Genomic DNA, 21200 nt, shown 5'->3' with positions numbered 1-21200 from the left:
GATTAAGTTATTAATGAAATAAAGTTTTGCCACACATGCTGGCAATGGCTTGCTGCACCAGATGTTCAGGGTTTTCATGCCCCAACCCTTTGATAGAAGAATCAATTCTTAATAACAGGGCTGGCCAAGCTAAAAAGGTTTGTGGGCTAAGTCGACGTAAAGCCTGTTGATATAGGCTAACTTTGGTTTTCCAGATACCGATCTGTAGCGCATTTTGTGGCTGTTCAAACAGCTGCATTAACAAACGCATTTCCTTGCTGATACTCCACAGAATTAAGCTTAATGGCTCACCAGAAGCAATCAGATACTGAAAAATTTTAATCGATTGTGCCAGATTGCCATTTAGCAAGGCATCACTCAGGTCATAGGTACTATAACGTGATTGATCTTGCAGGCAGGCATACAGATGATCCACCTGGATTACATCGATCTCAGCAAAGGTATCACTGACACGCATCAGACTATTTTTGGCTGCCAGCAGGTTATGCTCATGGTGTTGTTCCAGCCATGCCCAGGCATCATTGGCAAGTTTAATGCCGAGCTTTTCTGCCTCAACTGACAAAATTTGCTGACGGTCGCGCGGATAATTAGCTGTCAGAGAGACATTGACGCCATTGGCATCCATGACCTGGAAAAAGCTGGATTTCAGGCTGCTACTATCCTGTTTAGGCATGATGATCAGCAATAAATTGTCACTGTCCTGCTGCAAATAGCTTTTTAATAGCTTGATGCCACTAGCGTCCGGCTTAATATTGCCATGTACTTCAACCGCCAATTGAGTCGAAAACAGAGACAAACTATTTAATGCATTAAAGACATTTTTCCAGTCACTGACCGAACTGACATCATAGCGCTGACGTTCAACTTCCCGCTGTTGCCAGCTAGCACGAAAAGCATCCATCAGGTTCTGCTCAAGCAGAGGTTCCTGACCATGTAACACCCAGGCACCGCGAGCATCGGAGACACGTTTTAATGCCTGAAGGTAATCAAGTTTCATGGTTGAGTCGTCTTATTGTGCCGGTTGAGTAGGAGTTTCAGGTTTTGCCAATGGTAGGCGATTTGATGATATCTGACGCGCAATCTGTTGTGCTACATCATCAATGAGAACCTGTTTCAGGAAAACCTGTTCCTGGTCATCAGTATTTACTGTCTCGATATCATATTGATAGGTGCGGGTCGCGACGATCGTACGCGGTTCAGTCACAGGATTACCTTGTGCATCTTCAATACGGAAGGTCACATTGAGACGTAATAATGTTTCTATCAGTTTACCGTTTAATTCCAGACGACGCGGAGTATAGTCCAGCACACGTAGTACATAGGCATTTGGTGAATTTGACAATTGTACGCCAGCCGCACCCAGATAAATTGCCAGTTTTTCCTGAAGCTCCTCGGTATTGGTAGGTAAAGCCAGACTCATTACTGAATAAGCCACAGGTACCGAGCTTGGATTATTACCTTTAAGATGGAAGCCACAGCCGACTAGGCCTGCACTCAGGCCACAAGTTAAAACAATTACTGCTAAACGTTTGCCCAAATGCATGCGCTGTCCTCTGTTTTTCCAAAATGGGAAAATATTGAAATTCTGTAGGGGATTGTAAAGTCAAAGCCCGTTGACTGGCAACGGGCTTTGTTTGGGAATTGTTTTTTAATCTCTACCTTTATGTGAGGAGGGATTATTCCTTAAAGTCCCTTCTCCCTCTGGGAGAAGGTTAGGATGAGGGGTTTTTAAAACTTTCTTTTTCGGGATGAGAAATATATTCCGCAAGAGGATGAGGTTAATAGATTTAATTGCCCACATCCCCCCTTGCGGAATTGTTTAAAGCAGTGCTTAAACAATTCCTCAGGATTTAAACCACCAAATTCACTAACTTATTCGGCACCACAATTTCTTTCTTGGTTGGACCCGTCAAGAATTGTTGCACTTCAGGTAATGCTTTTGCTTGCGCCAAGATGTCATCTTTAGAAGCGTCTACCGATACTTCTAATTTGCCACGAAGCTTACCGTTCACTTGAACCACGATGGTTTGGGTATTACGGATTAATGCAGATTCATCAACGCTTGGGAATTGAGCAGAAGTTAACTCAATACCAAACTGCGCCAATAGAGTCTGGCTTAAGTGTGGTGCAAATGGTGCAAGCAACGTTAAAAGCGTAATGATCGATTCACGTGCAACCGCCACGTCATTGTCATCTTTCGCTTCAAACTTGTTGTTTGCGTTCAGAAGTTCCATCATTGCTGCAATCGCAGTGTTAAATGCATGACGACGTTCGATGTCATCACCCACTTTTTGGATGGTTTCATGAGTCTTGCGGCGTAAGTCTTGCGCAGCAGTTGAAAGCGATGCTTTGTCGATAGTTGCAGTAGCATTACCTTGTTCAAGGAAGCCCGTTGCCAAACGCCATACACGTTTCAAGAAGCGGTTTGCACCTTCAACACCTGCATCCGACCATTCTAAAGATTGATCTGGTGGAGCAGCAAACATCATGAATACACGTGCAGTATCTGCACCGTATTGGTCAATAATCGCTTGCGGGTCGATCCCGTTGTTTTTCGATTTCGACATCTTCTCTTGACCGCCAATGACAACGTCTTGACCATCTTCTTTGTATTTCGCAGAAGTGATACGACCTTTTTCGTCTTTTTCAAGCTCGATGTCCGCAGGGTTAAACCATGTTTTCTTGCCTGACTCTGCTTCACGGTAATAGGTATCAGCAAGCACCATACCTTGTGTTAAAAGGTTAGTGAATGGTTCGTTACCTTGTACCACGCCTTCATCACGCATCAATTTGTGGAAGAAACGTGCATAAAGCAAATGCAGAATCGCGTGTTCAACACCACCGATGTATTGGTTGACAGGAAGCCAAGTTTGACCCGCTTCAGGTTTCACCATGCCATTGGTAAAGTCTGGAGATGCATAACGTGCATAGTACCAAGAAGATTCTACAAATGTGTCTAGCGTATCAGTTTCACGACGTGCGTCGCCACCACAGCTTGGGCAAGATGTTTCATAGAACTCAGGCATCTTGTTCAATGGGTTACCTGAACCATCTGGAACTACGTCAGTCGGCAGCACAACAGGAAGTTGTTCTTCAGGCACTGGCACTTGACCACACGTTGGGCAGTTGATCATTGGAATTGGACAACCCCAATAACGCTGACGAGAGACACCCCAGTCACGTAAACGGAATTGAACTTTTACATTCGCAAGACCTTGTGGCTCAAGTTTCGCTAAGAATGCATCAAATGCGCCTTGGAAATCTAAACCGTCAAATTCGCCTGAATTGACCAATTTGCCTTCTTTCGAACCGTACCATTCTTGCCATTGTGTTGCATCAAAGTCCGCATCATCTGCGCCTTTGGCATCAATCACTTGCTTAATGGTTAAGCCATATTTGTTGGCAAATTCGAAGTCACGTTCATCGTGTGAAGGTACCGCCATCACCGCACCTGAACCGTATGACATCAACACATAGTTTGCGATCCAAACTGGAACTTGTTCACCTGTTACAGGGTGCTTAACTGACAAACCTGTTGCCATGCCTTTCTTCTCGGCAGTGGCAAGATCCGCTTCTGCCACAGAACCCATACGGCATTCTTCAATGAATGCTTGAAGCTCAGGATTCGTTTCAGCCGCTTTTAGCGCCATTGGGTGTTCTGCTGCAACAGCAACATAAGTCACACCCATCAAGGTGTCGGCACGTGTGGTAAATACAGTTAGACCATCTGAGTAAACTTCAGGATTTGCTGAAGGGAAGGTAATTTCCATACCTTGCGAGCGACCAATCCAGTTACGTTGCATGGTCAAGACTTGTTGTGGCCAACCGTCCTTTAATGTGTCTAAATCGTCTAATAATTCTTGCGCATAGTCAGTGATGCGGAAGTAGTACATTGGAATATCACGTTTTTCAACCAATGCACCTGAACGCCAGCCGCGACCATTTTCAACTTGTTCGTTGGCAAGAACTGTTTGATCGACTGGATCCCAGTTCACGGTTGAAAGTTTACGGTAGATCAGGCCTTTTTTATAAAGCTGAACAAATAACCATTGTTCCCAGCGGTAGTATTCAGGTGTGCAGGTTGCGAATTCACGATCCCAGTCCACTGCAAGACCTAACTTTTTCAACTGATTACGCATGTAATCAATGTTTTCAAAGGTCCATTTTGCAGGTGCAACCTGATGCGCAATTGCTGCATTTTCCGCAGGTAAGCCAAAAGCGTCCCAACCCATTGGTTGAAGCACAGTTTCACCTTTTAAACGGTGGAAACGGCTGATCACGTCACCAATCGTATAGTTACGCACATGACCCATATGCAGTTTGCCACTTGGGTAAGGGAACATCGAGAGGATATAACGACGTGGACCTTCTACAGTGTCGGCAACTTTAAAGGCTTTCTGCGATTCCCAGTCCTGTTGGACTTGAGGCTCAATCGCACTGGCTTGGTATTCTGAGTCAATGTGAGTAGTCATATACGTAATACAAGAGAACGGTTAAAAAATTATGAGGCACAGCATAGCGCAAAATGCACTTATAGTGAATTTTGCACTCACATTTCCCGAAGAAAAACGACTGTCCTATTAAAGGGATGCCTTATAAAGCGACTGCACGCTTTTTAGATTGTTGCAAGGCTTCGTTCGCTTCGCGTTGCTGCTGGTCTTGATTCGCTGGAGCTTGAGGCGATTGTTGCAGCTGTTCTTGAGATGCGTGCTCAGTTTGTTCAGCAGGTTCAGTATTTCTAGGAGGGGTTGGGGCTGAATTTTTCCAGCCATAAGTTTCCACTTTACCTGCTTTTTTTGCATTTTTTGGCGGTGGTGTTTTGGTGTAATGCGTTACTCCCTTGGCATCGACCCATTTATAGTATTGATTTGCCATGGTGTTTCCACTCATAAAACAGAGTAGAAGGGTGTTTGTTAACATGGCAAACAGTGAATGTCTCATGGTTATTGATCCTTTGCAGTTTCAGCATTCAGGTTGTGCATATTGTAGTCAGTTTAAATAATCAGAGGAGTATTTTTATCGACTTTTCGTAATAAATGCAGAAAAAGCTAATTGAAGAAAATATAAACAGACTAATAAGTAAATTTATTTATAAACATTAAAATCAAAAAATAGAAAAATTCATTCATTTTTTTTATATAAGGCATACTAAAATTTTATAAAAATGAATATTTATCATAATGATTTTATTGAATATTTTTTCTTTATAAAGAGGGGGTGTAAAGCTATATCTTTAATAAAAGTTTAGAAAAACAGCAAAAACCCTATAAGCTAGATGAAACAGAGTGTTTTTTGAACTTGACTTTACAGACTGAAAACACAAGAATGCTGCAATAGTTTTATATGCCTTAGATCGATCACCCTTCGAATAAGTGTCATTTCATGCAGTGGGCGATTTCTCTAGCCGAGAAATTGAACAAAGCTAAGCAAAATATGTTTATCCCAACATGTTTTAGGTCTTGTATTGCTCGAACAGTAAAGAGGCCAGATTTTTTTTCCTATTGCTATGAAAACTATGAAATTTATGTGCTATAACAGTGCAGACAGTTAATGAATGAACACTGCAAATGCCTCCCATTTGTGCAGTGAATAATATTAGGGTGAATCACGTTGGAACTTCTATCTGGTGGTGAAATGCTCGTTCGCGCATTAGCGGATGAAGGCGTTGAACATGTTTTTGGATATCCAGGCGGCGCAGTTCTACATATCTACGACGCGCTATTTCAACAAGACAAAATTAATCATTACCTTGTACGTCACGAACAAGCTGCCGGCCATATGGCAGATGCATACTCGCGCGTAACAGGTAAAACTGGTGTCGTGCTTGTGACATCAGGTCCGGGCGCAACCAATACCGTAACCCCAATTGCAACAGCTTATATGGATTCCATTCCAATGGTGATCCTGTCTGGCCAGGTTGCAAGTCACTTAATTGGTGAGGATGCGTTCCAGGAAACGGACATGGTTGGTATTTCTCGTCCGATTGTGAAGCACAGCTTCCAGGTTCGTCATGCCAGCGAAATTCCGGCAATTATCAAAAAAGCATTCTATATCGCTGCTTCTGGTCGTCCAGGTCCAGTCGTTGTTGATATTCCGAAAGATGCGACCAATCCAGCAGAGAAATTTGCTTACGAATATCCTGAAAAAGTGAAGATGCGTTCGTATCAGCCACCATACCGTGGTCATTCAGGTCAAATCCGTAAAGCGATTGACGAACTGATTCATGCTAAACGCCCAGTGATTTATTCTGGCGGTGGTGTGGTTCAAGGCAATGCTTCAGCACAATTGACTGAACTTGCACATCTGTTGGGCTTCCCGGTAACCAATACCTTGATGGGTCTTGGTGCATTCCCGGGCGATGATCCACAGTTCCTGGGCATGCTCGGTATGCACGGTACTTATGAAGCCAACATGAGCATGCACAATGCAGATGTGATTCTGTGTATCGGTGCGCGTTTCGATGACCGTGTAACCAATAATCCTGCGAAATTCTGTCCAAATGCCAAAGTCATTCACATTGATATTGACCCAGCGACGATTTCTAAAACCATCATGGCGCACATTCCAATCGTGGGTGCAGTAGAACCTGTATTAAAGGAAATGCTGAACCAGCTGAAACAGATGAATGTGTCCAAGCCAAATCCTGAAGCGATTGCGGCATGGTGGAAGCAAATTGATGAATGGCGTCAAGTGAACTGCTTGAAGTTTGATCTACCGACTGATGGTTCGATGAAGCCTCAACAAGTAGTTCGTGCGCTCGACAAAGTGACCAATGGCGAAGCGATCATCACCTCTGACGTGGGTCAGCACCAGATGTTCGGCGCATTGCACTACCGCTACAAGCGTCCACGTCAATGGATCAATTCAGGTGGTTTAGGAACGATGGGCGTAGGTCTGCCATATGCAATGGCGGCTAAGCTTGCATTCCCGGATCAGCAAGTGGTGTGTATCACTGGTGAAGCATCGATCCAGATGTGTATCCAGGAGCTTTCAACCTGTAAGCAATACGGCTTGAACGTTAAAATTCTGTGCCTGAACAACCGTGCCTTGGGTATGGTAAAACAGTGGCAGGATATGAACTATGAAGGTCGTCACTCTAGCTCTTATGTAGAGTCATTGCCGGACTTTGCAAAATTGATGGAAGCTTATGGTCATGTTGGTATTCAGATTGATCATGCAGATGAGCTTGAGTCTAAGCTTGAAGAGGCGATGGCAATCAATGATAAGTGCGTATTTATTAACGTAATGGTTGATCGCTCTGAGCACGTTTATCCGATGCTTATTGCAGGTCAGTCAATGCAGGATATGTGGTTGGCAAAAGGGGAGCGCACAGCATGAGACATATCATCTCTGTACTTGTTGAAAACGAAGCAGGCGCGCTTTCCCGTTTAGTGGGTTTATTCTCACAACGTGGCTACAACATCGAAACATTGAACGTTGCGCCAACTGAAGATCCAACACTTTCTCGTTTGACATTGACCACTTATGGCGATGATCACAAGATCGAACAAATTACTAAACAGCTGAATAAATTAGTTGAAGTGGTAAAAGTAGTAGATCTGTCAGAAGGTGCGCATATTGAACGTGAACTGATGCTCATTAAAGTCAAAGCACTCGGTTCATCGCGTGATGAAATCAAACGTACTGCCGATATTTTCCGTGGTCAGATTGTTGATGTAACGCCAACGACTTATACCATTCAAATTGCAGGTACAACTGAAAAGGTGGATGCGTTTATTGATGCACTTGCGGAACATACCATTTTAGAAGTGGTTCGTTCAGGTGTTTCGGGTATCGCACGCGGCGAAAAAGTACTGACAATCTAATTTTAAAGTATTTCCTCATCCTAAAAAGAAGGGGGTATCAGGCAGTGTAAATACAAGATTCACTGCCTGGTTAAACAGACAAACAAGCATTAAGCGGAGACAGCAATGCAAATTTTTTACGATAAAGACTGCGACTTATCTATCATCCAATCTAAGAAAGTAGCGATCATTGGTTATGGTTCACAAGGTCACGCGCACGCGCTTAACCTTAAAGATTCTGGTGTAGACGTAACTGTAGGTCTTCGCGCTGGTTCTACTTCTTGGAAAAAAGCTGAAAACGCTGGTCTTAAAGTTGCTGAAGTTCCTGCTGCTGTTGCTCAAGCTGACGTAGTGATGATCTTGACTCCAGACGAGTTCCAAGCACAACTTTATCGTGACGTAATCGAGCCAAACATCAAACAAGGCGCGACTCTTGCATTTGCTCACGGTTTCTCTGTTCTTTACAACCAGGTTGTTCCACGTGCTGATCTTGACGTAATCATGGTTGCGCCTAAAGCGCCTGGTCACACTGTGCGTTCTGAATATCAACGTGGTTCAGGTGTTCCTGATCTAATCGCTATTCATCAAGATGCTTCTGGTAACGCTCGTAACGTTGCGCTTTCTTATGCATCAGGTGTTGGTGGCGGCCGTACAGGTATCATCGAAACTTCTTTCCGTGAAGAAACTGAAACTGACTTATTTGGTGAGCAAGCAGTTCTTTGTGGTGGTGCTGTTGAATTGGTTAAAATGGGCTTCGAAACTTTGGTTGAAGCTGGTTATGCGCCTGAAATGGCATACTTCGAATGTCTACACGAACTTAAATTGATCGTTGACTTAATGTTCGAAGGCGGTATCGCGGACATGAACTACTCAGTATCTAACAACGCTGAATACGGCGAATATGTAACTGGTACTGAAGTTATTAACGAACAGTCTCGTGAAGCAATGCGCAATGCACTTAAACGTATTCAATCAGGTGAATATGCGAAGATGTTCATCCAAGAAGGTGCGTTGAACTACCCATCTATGACTGCACGTCGTCGTCAAAATGCTGCTCACGGTATCGAAGTAACGGGTAACAAACTTCGTGCGATGATGCCTTGGATTCAAGCAAACAAAATCGTAGACAAAGAAAAGAACTAAGTTCTAATTTCTAAGTCGAAAAGCCCTTGTTTTTAACAGGGGCTTTTTTGATGTCTTGTAAAAACAAAACTGATTTATTTGAGTTGAACTTCATGCCTCAAATAGATGAAAACAGTGTGCTTTCACTTCTTGTGCTTCATTCAAAGCAGTGCTTTGCCTCCTTACACTTCTTACAAAACAGTGTTTTGTACTCGTTCATACCTTGAATTCAAGCAAACAAGATCGTTATAAAGCGTAAAACTAATTTCTCGGATCATTTGATTTAAAGGAAAAAACCACTCAAATTGAATGATGTTTTTATATTTTTATTTTTAGAGATGTATATTATTGGGTTTAAAAATAATTGATTATTTGTTGACTATTAATTTTCTTTAATAAGTTAGAAATGCGAATAATTAGATCTAAGGGTGAATTAAAGAAAGTTAATAAATAAAATTAAGATAAAATAAACTATAGAAGATAGTGGCTTATATAATTAATTAATAAGTAAAAATGTTTTTTAAGTATTAACAGGTCTTAATAACTTAGGAATAATTAAATTTTTTATATTTAAAATGAAAAATAATTTAATTATTTTAATGTAAAGTTAATTAAATTATTATTTGAACTAAATTTATATCCAGTAAAATTATCATAAAATTTAAGGTTGAATAAATTTGTATAGAAAAAGAAATAAAAGTCATTAATTATGATACAAGTATTAAAATAGTGAAAAATAATTTATTAAGTTGTTGATTGTAAAAATTTAATTATTTATATTGAATGTTTTTTTGATGAGAAGGGTAATGTAAATATATGAAAAATCAAAAAAATAAAATTAGTAATTTTTTTATTTTAAAATATTGGATTGTAAATTGTAAGATTTTGTAAGGTTTTAATATTTAATGCAACTATTTTTTATTTAATAAAAATAAAATAAAAAACAATAACTTATTTTTAATCGATTTTTTTGATTAAAAATATTGATAGAAAATTGGTTTTTATAAATTTCTCTTTAATTTGCCTTAATTGTAAAATTCAAAAAAATAATTCTTTAGAATATAGTGATCTAAGATAAAAGTGTGCTTTTGTGAAAGAATAATAAAACATATTGTGAAAGTTATCACATTTGTATGTTTTGGAACTAATAATTATAAGATAAGCCTACGGTTAGGTAGCTGCACTCATAATAATAAGAGTTTTGCATTAACCGTTCTTCGAAATAAATATTTATATTCTTTTAAAAGAATGGAGAAAAAAATGAATAAAATAGTTCTAACAGCATTAGCATCAGTTGTACTTGGCTTAGGATCAGCAAGTGTATATGCAGGTGGCCCAGATCGTGGCCCAGGTCCATCTAAACCGACTAAACCACATAAACCAGGCAAGCATGCTTGTGGTGATAAGTGTGATGGAAAAATTAATGTAGTTCTAGATGTTGCTCGACATTGCGACCTAGATGTCGTAGATGAAACCTTAACGCTGGCTCAAGCACAAAATGGTACTTGGACAGATACAGGAACATTTAATGTACGTACAAATGCACCATACAGACTGCAAATCTCAGCACCAAATACTTTAACTGGAGCGGGTGGCGCAGTACCGGTACAAGTGAGCACACGTCAAAATGGCGCTGCTGATGCGTACAATGGTGGTACTTTAGCTAGTACAGGCAATGCCGATCAGGCATTTAATGTAACTGCAACAGTTGCACAAAATGATTATAACAACGCTGATGCTGGTACTTACCGTGGTACTTATACAGTAGCGGTTCGATTCTAAAAATAAGAAAATCATTCTTATAAAATAGTTACACCGTTAGGAGATGTTTTAAACATCTCCTACTTTAATATAAAAAATTAATAATAATTATATTTAAATATTTGGAGTCAAAGGTGAATATAAAATTAATAGGGTTGCTAATTATGCTCCTCTACAGTGCTTCTTTGTCTGCAGGAATTAAATTTAATCCAATACAATTAAATATCCAAGATTTTAAAAGACAGAAAAGTACTACGGTTAATATCGAAAGTACTGGTCTATCTAAATCTAAAATCTATGAAGTTAATGCATTTAAATGGCAGCAGGATGAAAAAGGAGAAGATGTTCTCGTAGAAGATAGAACTTTATTATTTAATCCAAAAACTTTTGAACTTAAACCAGAAAGTAAGCAGATTGTGCGTATTGGCTTTAGTCAGCCGCCAGAAAACCTGGAAAAACAACAGTCTTGGAGAGTAGTTTTTAAGGAAGTAACACCGGTTGTAGAGGAGTCTGCAATTAACTTTTTATTTAATTTTTCTTTACCACTTTTTGCTGGAAAGGTAGTTCCTCCAAAGCTCAGTGTGGATCTACATAAAATTAATAATGTAGCCTATCTCAATATCATTAATTCAGAAAATTCTTTTGCGAAAATTACTGAAGTTGTTGTGCTCGATAATAAAAATAATGAATTACTGCGACAAGATTTGGCGTTGTATGTGTTAAGCGGTAATAAAATTAAATTTGAATTAGGTGAAATTAAAACTGGGAATATAGCCAAATTAAAAATTAAGTTAGATGAGCAGGCAGGGTATTTAGAGTTTCCAGTAAAAGGGTGATAGTTCTATCTCATAAAAATAAGAAATAGTAAAAGGATCATGCTATGAAAGCCACAAAACTTTTCCTAATGATTGCATGTGGTATGGGAGCGATAAATGCAAATGCAGAACTTAGTCAAGAATCAAATCAACTAAAAAGTCCAGAAGTACTTATCGTTAATATATGGATCAATGGTGTGGATTATCACACTGAAACTGTAACATTTTCTGAGAATGGGAAAAGATTTGTTGAATGTGAAGCTTTATCTGATATTGGAATACGGGTAGAAAAAATTTCACGACACCTAGCTAAGAAAGATTTTTGTTCATTAACACAGCCAGGAATTACAGTCGAGGATGATTATAGTCTTCAGGCGATTAAAATCTTCTTTCCTGCAGATTTTTTCGTAGGAACCGATTATGAGCTGGAAATAGAAGTTCCGGAAAAAGCAAACTTTGGTGGCTTTGTGAACTATAGTCTGTTCTATGGTAAGGATGAAGAAGATCAGGAGTTTAATACGTTCTCAGAGTTTGGGATCTTTAAAGATTATTGGTTGTTTAAAAATGCGTTTCTCTATCGGAATGAACCTGAGGAAACAGAACAAACGTTTTTGCGCGTAAACAGTACCTTAGATATCGATTTTCCGACAAAATTTTTAAAGCTGACTTTCGGTGATACGACCAGTCCCTATAACTTGCTAAATAATTCTTTTCGTTTTGGCGGTTTAAGTTTTGGAACTAATTATATTGATCGTCCTGATTTTGTGTATTGGAATATCCCGGCCTTAAATGGTAGCGCCAGCTTACCCTCTACGGTAGATCTTTTTATTAATGGTGTAAGACTTTACCGGGATTCAATCACCCCGGGTAATTACAATTTACCAGCTGGAGGAGTTGTCAATCAGGCAGGTGATGCTCAAATTGTGGTGGAGGATATACTTGGAAATCGTACTGTTCGGAGTTTTCCTGTTTATATTAATAGCCGGTTATTGAAGCCAAGGTTAAATGAATACAATATTTCGTTAGGAAAGCTGCGTTATAACTATGATCTTGTGGATGATGATTATCGTGATTTTTTTAGCAAACTCTATTTTCGCCGAGGAATCACCTCTTCTACAACCTTGGGCCTAGATTTACTTTATAGTGAAGATGTTAGCAATGTAGATGTGTTGTGGACCCAAGGTATCAGTAAGTATTTTCTTTTAGATACCGCCGTATCAGCAAGCAAGGCAGATCGTATAGATGAGCAAGGTTATGCTGCTGCAGTTGGCTTGAGTCGAAGTTCTCAATACTGGTCAGTTGGCTTAAATAGTCGATATTTTACTCAAGAGTATCAATATTTAAATACTGACTTATATGATTCCGAAATCGAGACTTCAAGTATTTTATATTTCAACTTTTCTAATCTTAAAATTATTGATGGTCTAAATTTTAATTTTATTTATCAATCTTATTATAATGAATTTGATGATTCACCAAGAGAAGACCGTAAGTTTTTTGATATTAGAGCGACAAAAGGTCTAACTAGAAATTTATATACGGATTTTGGCTATTATAAAGATTTTAGTGAGGACGGAGATCAGGGATTTCGTATCGCCTTTTATTATAACTGGGGCGAACGAGGGCGGCTTTCTCTGGATCATGATACCGCAGATAATGAAACAAGTTTAAGTTATGCCCATCGAACCATGACCCAGAATGGCTTTGATTATGTCGTGGGTGTAAACCGAAGTGATGAAGAAATTAACTACAATGCTTATGGCTTGTGGAAAACCAGCGTAGGTAACTTGCAATTATCTCATGATGAATATGAGGATCGCCGTAATTCACAAGTTACATTTGATGGCGCATTAGTTTGGATGGGGAATAAAGTTGCCTTGACCAAATATGCCGATAATGCTTTTGCCTTGGTTAATGTGGACCAACATTCAGATATTGATATTTATCGCTCGGCAACACGTGTAGGAAGTACCAATAAACAAGGCTATATGTTTGTTCATAATCTTATTCCTTATATTCATTATGACATTTCTTTTGATCATAACCAGTTGGCAATGGATGAAACTTTTGAACAATCTTCTAAGAAACTGGTGGGCTTAGATCAACGCGGATATCGTCTGGATTTTCCGATTTATAAAACAAAACGGGTTGCTGTCAAACTTAAGGATGCACAGCAAAATTCGCTGGTTGCAGGGTCTGAAGTTCTTGTAGACGGGCTCAGTCAGGAAGCTTCTTTTGTTGATAGCCAGGGTATGGTCTATCTTTATTTATTTAAGGCAGGTGCATATAACCTGAAAATTAAAACTCAAGGCGGAAAGCAATGCCAGGCACAATTTAATCTGAATGAAATACAATTCCAGAGTGCGGACAAACATGTTTTTGAAACGGTTTGCGAGTAGGAGAAAACTATAATGAAACAACTCTTGTTATTAATAGCAGTATCTGCGATGAGCACCATGGCATCTGCTCAATATTGTTCAATTGATGGCTTTGCTAATGATGAGCTTCGTTTGCAAAGCTACCAGCGTAGCCAGGCAGCCACGTCTTTTAATATCAGCTGTGATACTGGTTATTCAATTTTATTTAATAGCCAAAATCTGGTTAGTACTGATGGTATGAGTTATGTATCTAATGGCGCCTATAAACTCCGCACTAAGTTAAATTTAAGAGGAGCAAGCGGTAATGCGTGGGGAGTACCACTCCAACAGAGCGCAGCCCAGCGACAGAAATTTATTGTATCTGTTCAACTGGTAGATAATCCTTTTAATGGTGTTCCAGCAGGTACTTATCGTGATCGGATTTCAGTCGATATTAATTTCTAAATTTGATTTAAATAATTCGGTAGCTAAGAATCGATAAAATGAACTGAAAATATTACAGGAAGCCAAACGGTGAAATTCCATCATGCAAAACAAAAATTAATGGAGATGGATTTAAAAGGTTGCGTAGTATTAAATCATCTTTCGCATTCTGGACGTGTGGCTGCTTTTTTCAAAATTATCAGCCGGCTTGGCAATGGTGTATTCTGGTACGTGATGATCATCACTACCTGGGCGCTACAAGGTTTATTATATAGCCTACAAATGCTGTATTTAATTTTGGGAAGTACTGTTGGTACGGCAATCTACAAAGTACTAAAAACTAAAACTGTACGCCCCCGACCTTATCAGGTGCATCAGCTTATTCGTCTCGGTGACCATCCTCTAGACTATTACAGTTTTCCCTCAGGACATACCTTGCATGCCGTCATGGCAACGACGATGCTGGGTTATGCAGTTCCAGTTCTACTGATTTTAATGCTGCCTTTTACGGTGTTGGTCGCAGCCTCACGAATGATACTCGGTCTGCATTATCCGAGTGATGTAGCAATGGGGGCTGTCATCGGTATAACTGTGGCGGTAAGTTTTATATCTCTGGCACCGCTCTTGAACATTGTGTTGTAAAAATATAGCTCTGGAACCGCTAAACACTCGCAGATTCTGCCAGATTTGCTAAAGTACCACATCGAAGCAAATGGCTATTAGGAATAGATATGGGTTTACGTTGGACTGATACTCTTGATATCGCAATTGAACTGTATGAAGCACACCCGGACGTGGATCCGCAATGGATTCGTTTTACTGATTTGCATGCATGGGTTTGTGCACTTCCAGACTTTGAAGATAATCCTGAAAAATCAACTGAAGGCCTGCTTGAAGCCATTCAAATGGCATGGATTGACGAGGCGCGCTAAGACCTCATCTAAAAAAGCGATTTTTTTACAGAGTAAAAGCAGAAAATTGCGGATTATCTCGGTATAATGCGCCAAATTTTCATGTCAACCATTGACTAAAGGAGCCAATCATGGCTATTGAACGTACATTATCTATCGTTAAACCAGATGCAGTTGCTAAAAACGTAATCGGTGAAATCTTTGCTCGTTTCGAAAAAGCGGGTCTTAAAATTGTTGCTACTAAAATGAAGCACCTGACTCAAGCTGAAGCTGAAGGCTTCTACGCTGAGCACAAAGAACGTGGTTTCTTTGGTGACCTAGTTGCATTCATGACTTCTGGTCCAGTTGTTGTTTCAGTTCTTGAAGGTGAAAACGCAGTTCTTGCTCACCGTGAAATCCTTGGCGCGACTAACCCTAAAGAAGCTGCTCCTGGTACTATCCGTGCAGATTTCGCTGTAAGCATCGACGAAAATGCTGCTCACGGTTCTGACTCTGTAGCATCTGCTGACCGTGAAGTTAACTACTTCTTCGCTCAAACTGAGATTGCTCCACGTACTCGTTAATTCGCAGTATTCAAGCCAGATAAGTGTTATTATACTTATCTGGTTTTTTTATTCCCTGAATAATTCTTTGCTCAGATATTGAGCTTCTCCTTTCATCTTTAGACATGGTTTAGGTAATACACATGAGTATTGAAGCAGTCGCTGTATCAGCAGTTTCTGAGGCACAGCAACACACTCCATCCGCTCCAGCACAGCAAAAGGCTGTAGAAAAAGTGAACTTACTTGGCATGTCACGTCCGCAAATGGAAAAATTCTTCGAAGATATGGGTGAGAAGAAGTTTCGTGCCGGGCAGGTGATGAAGTGGATTCACCAATTTTTTGTGACTGATTTTGCTGAGATGACCAATATCTCAGGCAAGTTGCGTGAAAAGCTGGAAAAAATTTGTGAAATTAAAGCGCCAGAAGTGGTGCATAAAAATTATTCTAAAGACGGTACGCGTAAATGGGTGTTCCGTGTCGGTGATGGTGAAGGTTCACTGGTTGAAACTGTCCTCATTCCAGCAGAAGATAAAACTGGCTCACGTAAGACCTTGTGTATTTCTTCACAGGTGGGCTGTGCACTGGACTGTTCATTCTGTTCAACGGGTAAACAGGGTTTCCAGCGTGATTTAAGCCAGGCTGAAATTATCGGCCAGTTATGGATGGCAAACTATTCCTATATGGAAGATGTGCCTGTGGCAGAGCGTGAGCGTTCAGTGACCAATGTCGTTATGATGGGGATGGGCGAACCGTTATTGAATTATGATGCTGTACTCAGTTCAATGCGTATCATGCTGGATGACTTTGCCTACGGTATGTCAAAACGCCGTGTGACACTATCAACATCAGGTGTGGTGCCTAAAATTGATCAATTGGCTCAAGATATTGATGTCGCTCTGGCGATTTCATTGCATGCACCTAATGATGAACTGCGTAATGAACTCGTGCCAATCAATAAAAAATATCCGCTTGAGCAACTTATTGCAGCATGTCAGCGCTATATCACTAAAGATGGCAATGAAAGCGCACGTAAACATGTGACCATTGAATATGTCATGCTGGACGGCGTGAATGACAAACCGGAACATGCCCAGCAGATGATTAAATTATTGAAGAATTTGCCAAGCAAAATTAACCTGATTCCATTTAATCCGTTCCCGCATGCGCCTTATGGCCGCTCAAGCCGTAACCGTATTATTTCTTTCCAAAAAACTTTGTCTGATGCAGGTTTTGTGTGTACGATTCGTCAGACACGTGGTGATGATATTGATGCTGCGTGTGGTCAATTAGTGGGACAAGTTGCTGATCGTACCCGTCGTGCGGAACAGTGGAAGAAGAAAATCGCGCAGTCCAATGAGATCATGCGCTCACAAGGATAACAAGAGGTCACCAATTGAGAAATCTGACATCTAAAATTGCTTTTATTTCAACAGTATGTGTTTCTATTGCTCTATCTGGCTGTCAAACGGCAGAAGTGGGTAAAAAGGATCCTAAAAAAGCGACCCAGGTGCGTACTCAATTGGCGGTTGAATATCTGAAGACTGGTGATCTGGATTCAGCGAAAAGAGCGCTAGATGAGGCGCTTAAAATTAATTCACGTGATGCTCAAGCCAATATGATGATGGGTGTTTTGTTACAGCAGGAAGGTAGTAGGCTGAACTTGGATCGTGCCGAAACTTACTTTAAGCGCGCGATTTCAGCCGAACCTAAAAATGCACAGGCACGTAACAATTATGGCACCTATTTGTATCAGCTTGAACGTTATAATGATGCAATTGAACAGTTTGCAATTGCAGGCGCGACACTGGGCTATGACCAGCGTTATCTTGCGCTTGAAAATATGGGGCGGATCTACCTGAAGCAGGGTGATCTGGTGAATGCTGAAAAATCATTCAAACAGGCCCTGCAAGCCAATCGCGATTCTTACATTTCAATGTTAGAGTTGGCAGAGATTTTTTATCTGAATCAGCAGTTCCCGGCAGCGTCGAATATGTATCAACAATTTGTACGTTCGGTGGGACAGAAAAACCAGGGTGCTCGTGCGCTCTGGATCGGCATTCGTACTGCGCGTGCCGAGGGTGATCAAATGGGCATGCAAGTATTGGTCAATCAATTGCGCGCCTTATTCCCTGAAAGCCCGGAATACCAACGTTATTTGCAATTACAGTACACTACTGAGGCCGTATGGAAGTAAATCCTAATTCACCATCGAATAATTCGAGCGTAGCGCCAAACGCGTTAGGAAATGTTCAACGTCCAGGTGAGTACTTGCGCCAGATTCGTATCAACCAAAAACTTGAGCTGGAAGATGTTGAAAGTGAACTGAATATTCCAGTCAAAACTTTGACTGCACTGGAACAGGATGATTATAAAGCTTTACCGGAAGCGACCTTTATCAAGGGTTATTATCGTACTTATGCGAAGTTCTTAGGCGTCGATGCATCGAATATCATTCAACGTTTTGATGAGATTTATGCCAATGATACCGGTCTGTTGCCGAATCATGCCTTGAACAATTCCCCAATCAAGATTATGGGTAAATTACCAGGCTCTAATCGTGACCGTAACCGTAAATGGTTAAAACGCGGTTTAATCGCATTAGTGGCGTTAGCAGTTTTAGGTGTATTGGTAACGATAATCCAAAACTGGTCAGGCAATAGTAGCACTGAAGTAGAACCGGAAGTAATGACTCGGGCATCAGACGTTGAAATCATTAATATGGATTCCAATGCAGCAGTATCTGGTGATCAGCTAAAACTTGAATTTAGCCGTCCTACTTCAGTCCATATTGTTGACTCAACCGGTAAAGTGCTTGCTACTGGTCGTCAATCATCAACATTGGATTTAAATGGTGAAACTCCATTTCAGATCCGTCTTGATGATGCAACCGCTGTGGCCATGACCCTGAATAACGAAAATATTTCATTGTCACCATATACTGTAAACGGAAAAGCAGAATTCCGTTTATCACGTTAATGGCAAGAGAGTAGAAACAAATCATGATTGTGAATCCGATTCAACGCCGTCCAACCCGCAAGATTCGTGTTGGTTCTGTTTATGTCGGTGGTGATGCGCCTATCAGCATCCAGAGTATGACCAATACCGAAACCTGTGATGTAGCTGCAACGGTCGCACAGATCCAGCGTTGTGTCGATGCGGGTGCTGATATCATGCGTGTTTCTGTACCAAGTATGGAAGCAGCGGCAGCGTTTGGGGAAATCCGTAAACAGGTGAGTGTGCCATTGGTTGCAGACATTCACTTCGACTACAAAATTGCCCTAGCAGTAGCTGACTTGGGCGCAGACTGTCTGCGTATTAACCCAGGTAACATCGGTTCAGAAGCCAAGATTCGTGAAGTCGTGGCAGCTGCGCGTCATAACGATATCTCGATGCGTATTGGTGTCAATGCTGGTTCATTAGAAAAAGACATCCAGAAAAAATATGGCGAGCCGACAGGCGAGGCACTGCTTGAATCGGCGATGCGTCATATCGATATTTTAGACCGTTTAGATTTCCATGAATTTAAAATATCGGTAAAAGCATCGAATGTGTTCCTGACCATGGATGCTTATCGTCTGCTGTCTAAACAGATTGATAACCCGCTGCACTTGGGTGTGACTGAGGCGGGCATTTACCGTACAGGTTCGGTGAAGTCTGCAATCGCCCTTGGTGGTCTGTTGATGGAAGGTATTGGTGACACCATGCGTATTTCATTGGCAGCAGCACCTGAAGAAGAAGTGAAGATCGGTTTCGATATTTTAAAATCGCTGGGTTTACGTTCTAACGGGATTAACTTCATTGCCTGCCCGAGCTGTTCACGTCAGGAATTTAATGTAATTAAAGTGATGCAATCGCTTGAAGAACGTTTGGAAGATATTCGTACACCAATGGATGTATCGGTGATTGGCTGTAAAGTAAATGGTCCGGGTGAAGCTAAGGAAGCCGACATTGGTGTAGTAGGTGCAAGTCCACGTTCACTGGTGTATCGTAATGGTGAAAAGAGCCATTTAATCGATACCAATCAACTGGTTGATGAAATCGAAGCTATGGTTCGTCAACGTGTTGATGAGCTTGAAAAAGCTAAATCTAAAGAAATTATTCGTACAAGTTTTCCTGAGTAGATCATGAGTTCAATCGTCGCAATCAAAGGTTTTAATGACATTCTCCCAACGCAAACCCCAGCTTGGAGACGTCTTGAACAGCATTTATCGGGTCTGATGGATGCCTATGGCTATCAACAAATTCGTTTACCAATCGTTGAACAGACCAATCTGTTCAAACGTTCAATCGGTGATGCAACGGATATCGTTGAAAAAGAAATGTACACTTTTCTGGACAAAGGTAATCCACCGGAGTCTTTGACGCTGCGTCCTGAGGGTACAGCAGGTTGCGTACGTGCCATGCTTGAGCATAACCTGCTGCGTGGTGCGACCCCGAAAGTGTGGTATGTCGGACCTATGTTCCGTTATGAAAAACCACAAAAAGGCCGTTACCGTCAGTTCCACCAGTTTGGTGTGGAAACTTTTGGTGTAGCAACGCCAGATCAAGATGCTGAATTGATTTTAATGACAGCGCGTTTATGGAAACGTATGGGTGTTGCCGATAAAGTCCAGCTTGAACTCAACACTTTGGGTGAGTCGGATGAACGTGCGGCATACCGCGCGGCATTGGTTGAATTCTTGGAAGCGCATAAAACCGATCTGGATGAAGATTCTCAGCGTCGTTTAACCACGAATCCATTACGTATCCTGGATTCTAAAGATGCCAAAACGCAGTCTATTTTAGAAAATGCACCTAAACTGCATGATTTTATGGGTGAAGAAACACTGGCGCACTTTAACCAGTTACAGCAATACCTGACTGATGCAGGCGTCAGCTTTGTCATCAACCAGAAACTGGTACGTGGTCTGGATTATTACAACAAAACCGTATTTGAATGGACCACAACGCATTTAGGTTCACAAGGTACAGTCTGTGCCGGCGGTCGTTATGATGGTCTGGTGGGTCAGTTAAAAGGTAAGGCAGACCAGTCTGTACCTGCGGTTGGTTTTGCGATGGGGATGGAGCGCTTACTGCTTTTACTGGAGCAAGTTGAAGACAACACACCTGTACGTGATTGTGAAGTATTTCTGGTGGCAGACCCTGCTTCTCAAGGTCAGGCACTGGTCTTGGCTGAACAGATCCGTGACCAGTTAGAAGCTGCCGGGAGTAGCATTCGCCTGAAAGTTGGCTCACAAGGTTCAATGAAATCGCAAATGAAAAAGGCAGACCAGTCTGGTGCGATCTATGCCGTGATTATGGGTGAACGTGAACTGGAAGCACAGACTTTTACCGTAAAAGAGCTGGCAACGGCAGAGCAATCAGATGTGCCATTTACTGATTTTGTGGCATTCTTCACAACTAAAATTTCTTCAAAATAATCGATAAGACATTAGGAAAGGGG

19 protein-coding genes are annotated in these 21200 nt (G+C 41.0%); 15 read left to right on the top strand and 4 right to left on the bottom strand.

Annotated elements, in window-relative coordinates; genetic code table 11:
* Positions 1-10: 10 nt before the first annotated feature.
* The 4 genes from holA to ACTJIX_RS03945 all read right to left on the bottom strand — a co-directional run bounded on the left by holA (position 11) and on the right by ACTJIX_RS03945 (position 4920).
* Complete coding sequence (gene holA, locus ACTJIX_RS03960) at positions 11-997, bottom strand: DNA polymerase III subunit delta (RefSeq protein WP_325776813.1); 987 nt, start codon at positions 995-997, stop codon at positions 11-13.
* A 12-nt stretch (positions 998-1009) separates the two neighbouring features.
* A complete protein-coding gene (locus ACTJIX_RS03955; RefSeq protein WP_440611183.1) occupies positions 1010-1543 on the bottom strand; it encodes an LPS-assembly lipoprotein LptE in 534 nt (177 codons plus the stop codon).
* A gap of 307 nt (positions 1544-1850) precedes the next feature.
* Positions 1851-4472: a leucine--tRNA ligase gene (gene leuS / locus ACTJIX_RS03950; protein WP_440611182.1), complete on the bottom strand. Its 2622-nt coding sequence runs from the start codon at positions 4470-4472 to the stop codon at positions 1851-1853.
* A gap of 121 nt (positions 4473-4593) precedes the next feature.
* Positions 4594-4920 (bottom strand): DUF4124 domain-containing protein, encoded by a 327-nt coding sequence (locus tag ACTJIX_RS03945; protein ID WP_227591025.1) that lies wholly within the window; start codon positions 4918-4920, stop codon positions 4594-4596.
* Between the two features lie 690 nt (positions 4921-5610).
* Between ACTJIX_RS03945 and ACTJIX_RS03940 the strand changes: the two genes are divergently transcribed.
* The 15 genes from ACTJIX_RS03940 (at position 5611) to hisS (ending at position 21177) form a co-directional block, all read left to right on the top strand.
* The gene (locus ACTJIX_RS03940) at positions 5611-7338 is read left to right on the top strand and encodes an acetolactate synthase 3 large subunit (protein ID WP_163167162.1); all 1728 of its coding nucleotides are present in this window, start codon (positions 5611-5613) and stop codon (positions 7336-7338) included.
* Complete coding sequence (gene ilvN, locus ACTJIX_RS03935) at positions 7335-7826, top strand: acetolactate synthase small subunit (RefSeq protein ID WP_004813125.1); 492 nt, start codon at positions 7335-7337, stop codon at positions 7824-7826. Before ACTJIX_RS03940 ends, ilvN begins: the two co-directional genes overlap by 4 nt.
* 105 nt (positions 7827-7931) lie before the next feature.
* Complete coding sequence (gene ilvC / locus ACTJIX_RS03930) at positions 7932-8948, top strand: ketol-acid reductoisomerase (protein ID WP_163167160.1); 1017 nt, start codon at positions 7932-7934, stop codon at positions 8946-8948.
* A gap of 1239 nt (positions 8949-10187) precedes the next feature.
* Positions 10188-10709, top strand: coding sequence for a DUF4402 domain-containing protein (locus ACTJIX_RS03925; protein WP_004813123.1), 522 nt, complete (start codon positions 10188-10190; stop codon positions 10707-10709).
* 113 nt (positions 10710-10822) lie between these two features.
* Positions 10823-11524 carry a fimbrial biogenesis chaperone gene (locus ACTJIX_RS03920; RefSeq protein WP_004813121.1) on the top strand — a complete coding sequence of 234 codons (702 nt, stop codon included), beginning with the start codon at positions 10823-10825 and terminating at the stop codon, positions 11522-11524.
* Positions 11525-11568: 44 nt separating this feature from the next.
* Entirely contained in the window at positions 11569-13902 is a 2334-nt protein-coding gene (locus ACTJIX_RS03915; protein ID WP_440611181.1) for a fimbria/pilus outer membrane usher protein, read from the top strand.
* A gap of 12 nt (positions 13903-13914) precedes the next feature.
* A complete protein-coding gene (locus ACTJIX_RS03910) occupies positions 13915-14325 on the top strand; it encodes a hypothetical protein (protein ID WP_004890015.1) in 411 nt (136 codons plus the stop codon).
* Positions 14326-14394: 69 nt separating this feature from the next.
* Positions 14395-14946, top strand: a complete 552-nt coding sequence (locus ACTJIX_RS03905) for a phosphatase PAP2 family protein (protein WP_004813115.1) — start codon at positions 14395-14397, stop codon at positions 14944-14946.
* 89 nt (positions 14947-15035) lie between these two features.
* A complete protein-coding gene (gene iscX / locus ACTJIX_RS03900) occupies positions 15036-15236 on the top strand; it encodes a Fe-S cluster assembly protein IscX (RefSeq protein WP_004813114.1) in 201 nt (66 codons plus the stop codon).
* 110 nt (positions 15237-15346) lie between these two features.
* Positions 15347-15778, top strand: coding sequence for a nucleoside-diphosphate kinase (ndk, locus tag ACTJIX_RS03895; protein ID WP_004813112.1), 432 nt, complete (start codon positions 15347-15349; stop codon positions 15776-15778).
* A 122-nt stretch (positions 15779-15900) separates the two neighbouring features.
* Complete coding sequence (gene rlmN / locus ACTJIX_RS03890) at positions 15901-17136, top strand: 23S rRNA (adenine(2503)-C(2))-methyltransferase RlmN (protein WP_004890014.1); 1236 nt, start codon at positions 15901-15903, stop codon at positions 17134-17136.
* A 14-nt stretch (positions 17137-17150) separates the two neighbouring features.
* Complete coding sequence (gene pilW, locus ACTJIX_RS03885; protein WP_076753067.1) at positions 17151-17951, top strand: type IV pilus biogenesis/stability protein PilW; 801 nt, start codon at positions 17151-17153, stop codon at positions 17949-17951.
* Entirely contained in the window at positions 17942-18733 is a 792-nt protein-coding gene (locus ACTJIX_RS03880; protein WP_004890006.1) for a helix-turn-helix domain-containing protein, read from the top strand. The genes pilW and ACTJIX_RS03880 overlap by 10 nt, the downstream gene beginning before the upstream one ends.
* 23 nt (positions 18734-18756) lie before the next feature.
* Entirely contained in the window at positions 18757-19878 is a 1122-nt protein-coding gene (gene ispG / locus ACTJIX_RS03875) for a flavodoxin-dependent (E)-4-hydroxy-3-methylbut-2-enyl-diphosphate synthase (protein WP_286859374.1), read from the top strand.
* Between the two features lie 3 nt (positions 19879-19881).
* A complete protein-coding gene (gene hisS / locus ACTJIX_RS03870) occupies positions 19882-21177 on the top strand; it encodes a histidine--tRNA ligase (RefSeq protein WP_103800611.1) in 1296 nt (431 codons plus the stop codon).
* Positions 21178-21200 lie beyond the last annotated feature (23 nt).

Source organism: Acinetobacter sp. 22323, from assembly GCF_052044895.1.
Lineage (GTDB): Bacteria > Pseudomonadota > Gammaproteobacteria > Pseudomonadales > Moraxellaceae > Acinetobacter > Acinetobacter schindleri.
This window is presented reverse-complemented; position numbering and strand designations above follow the sequence as displayed.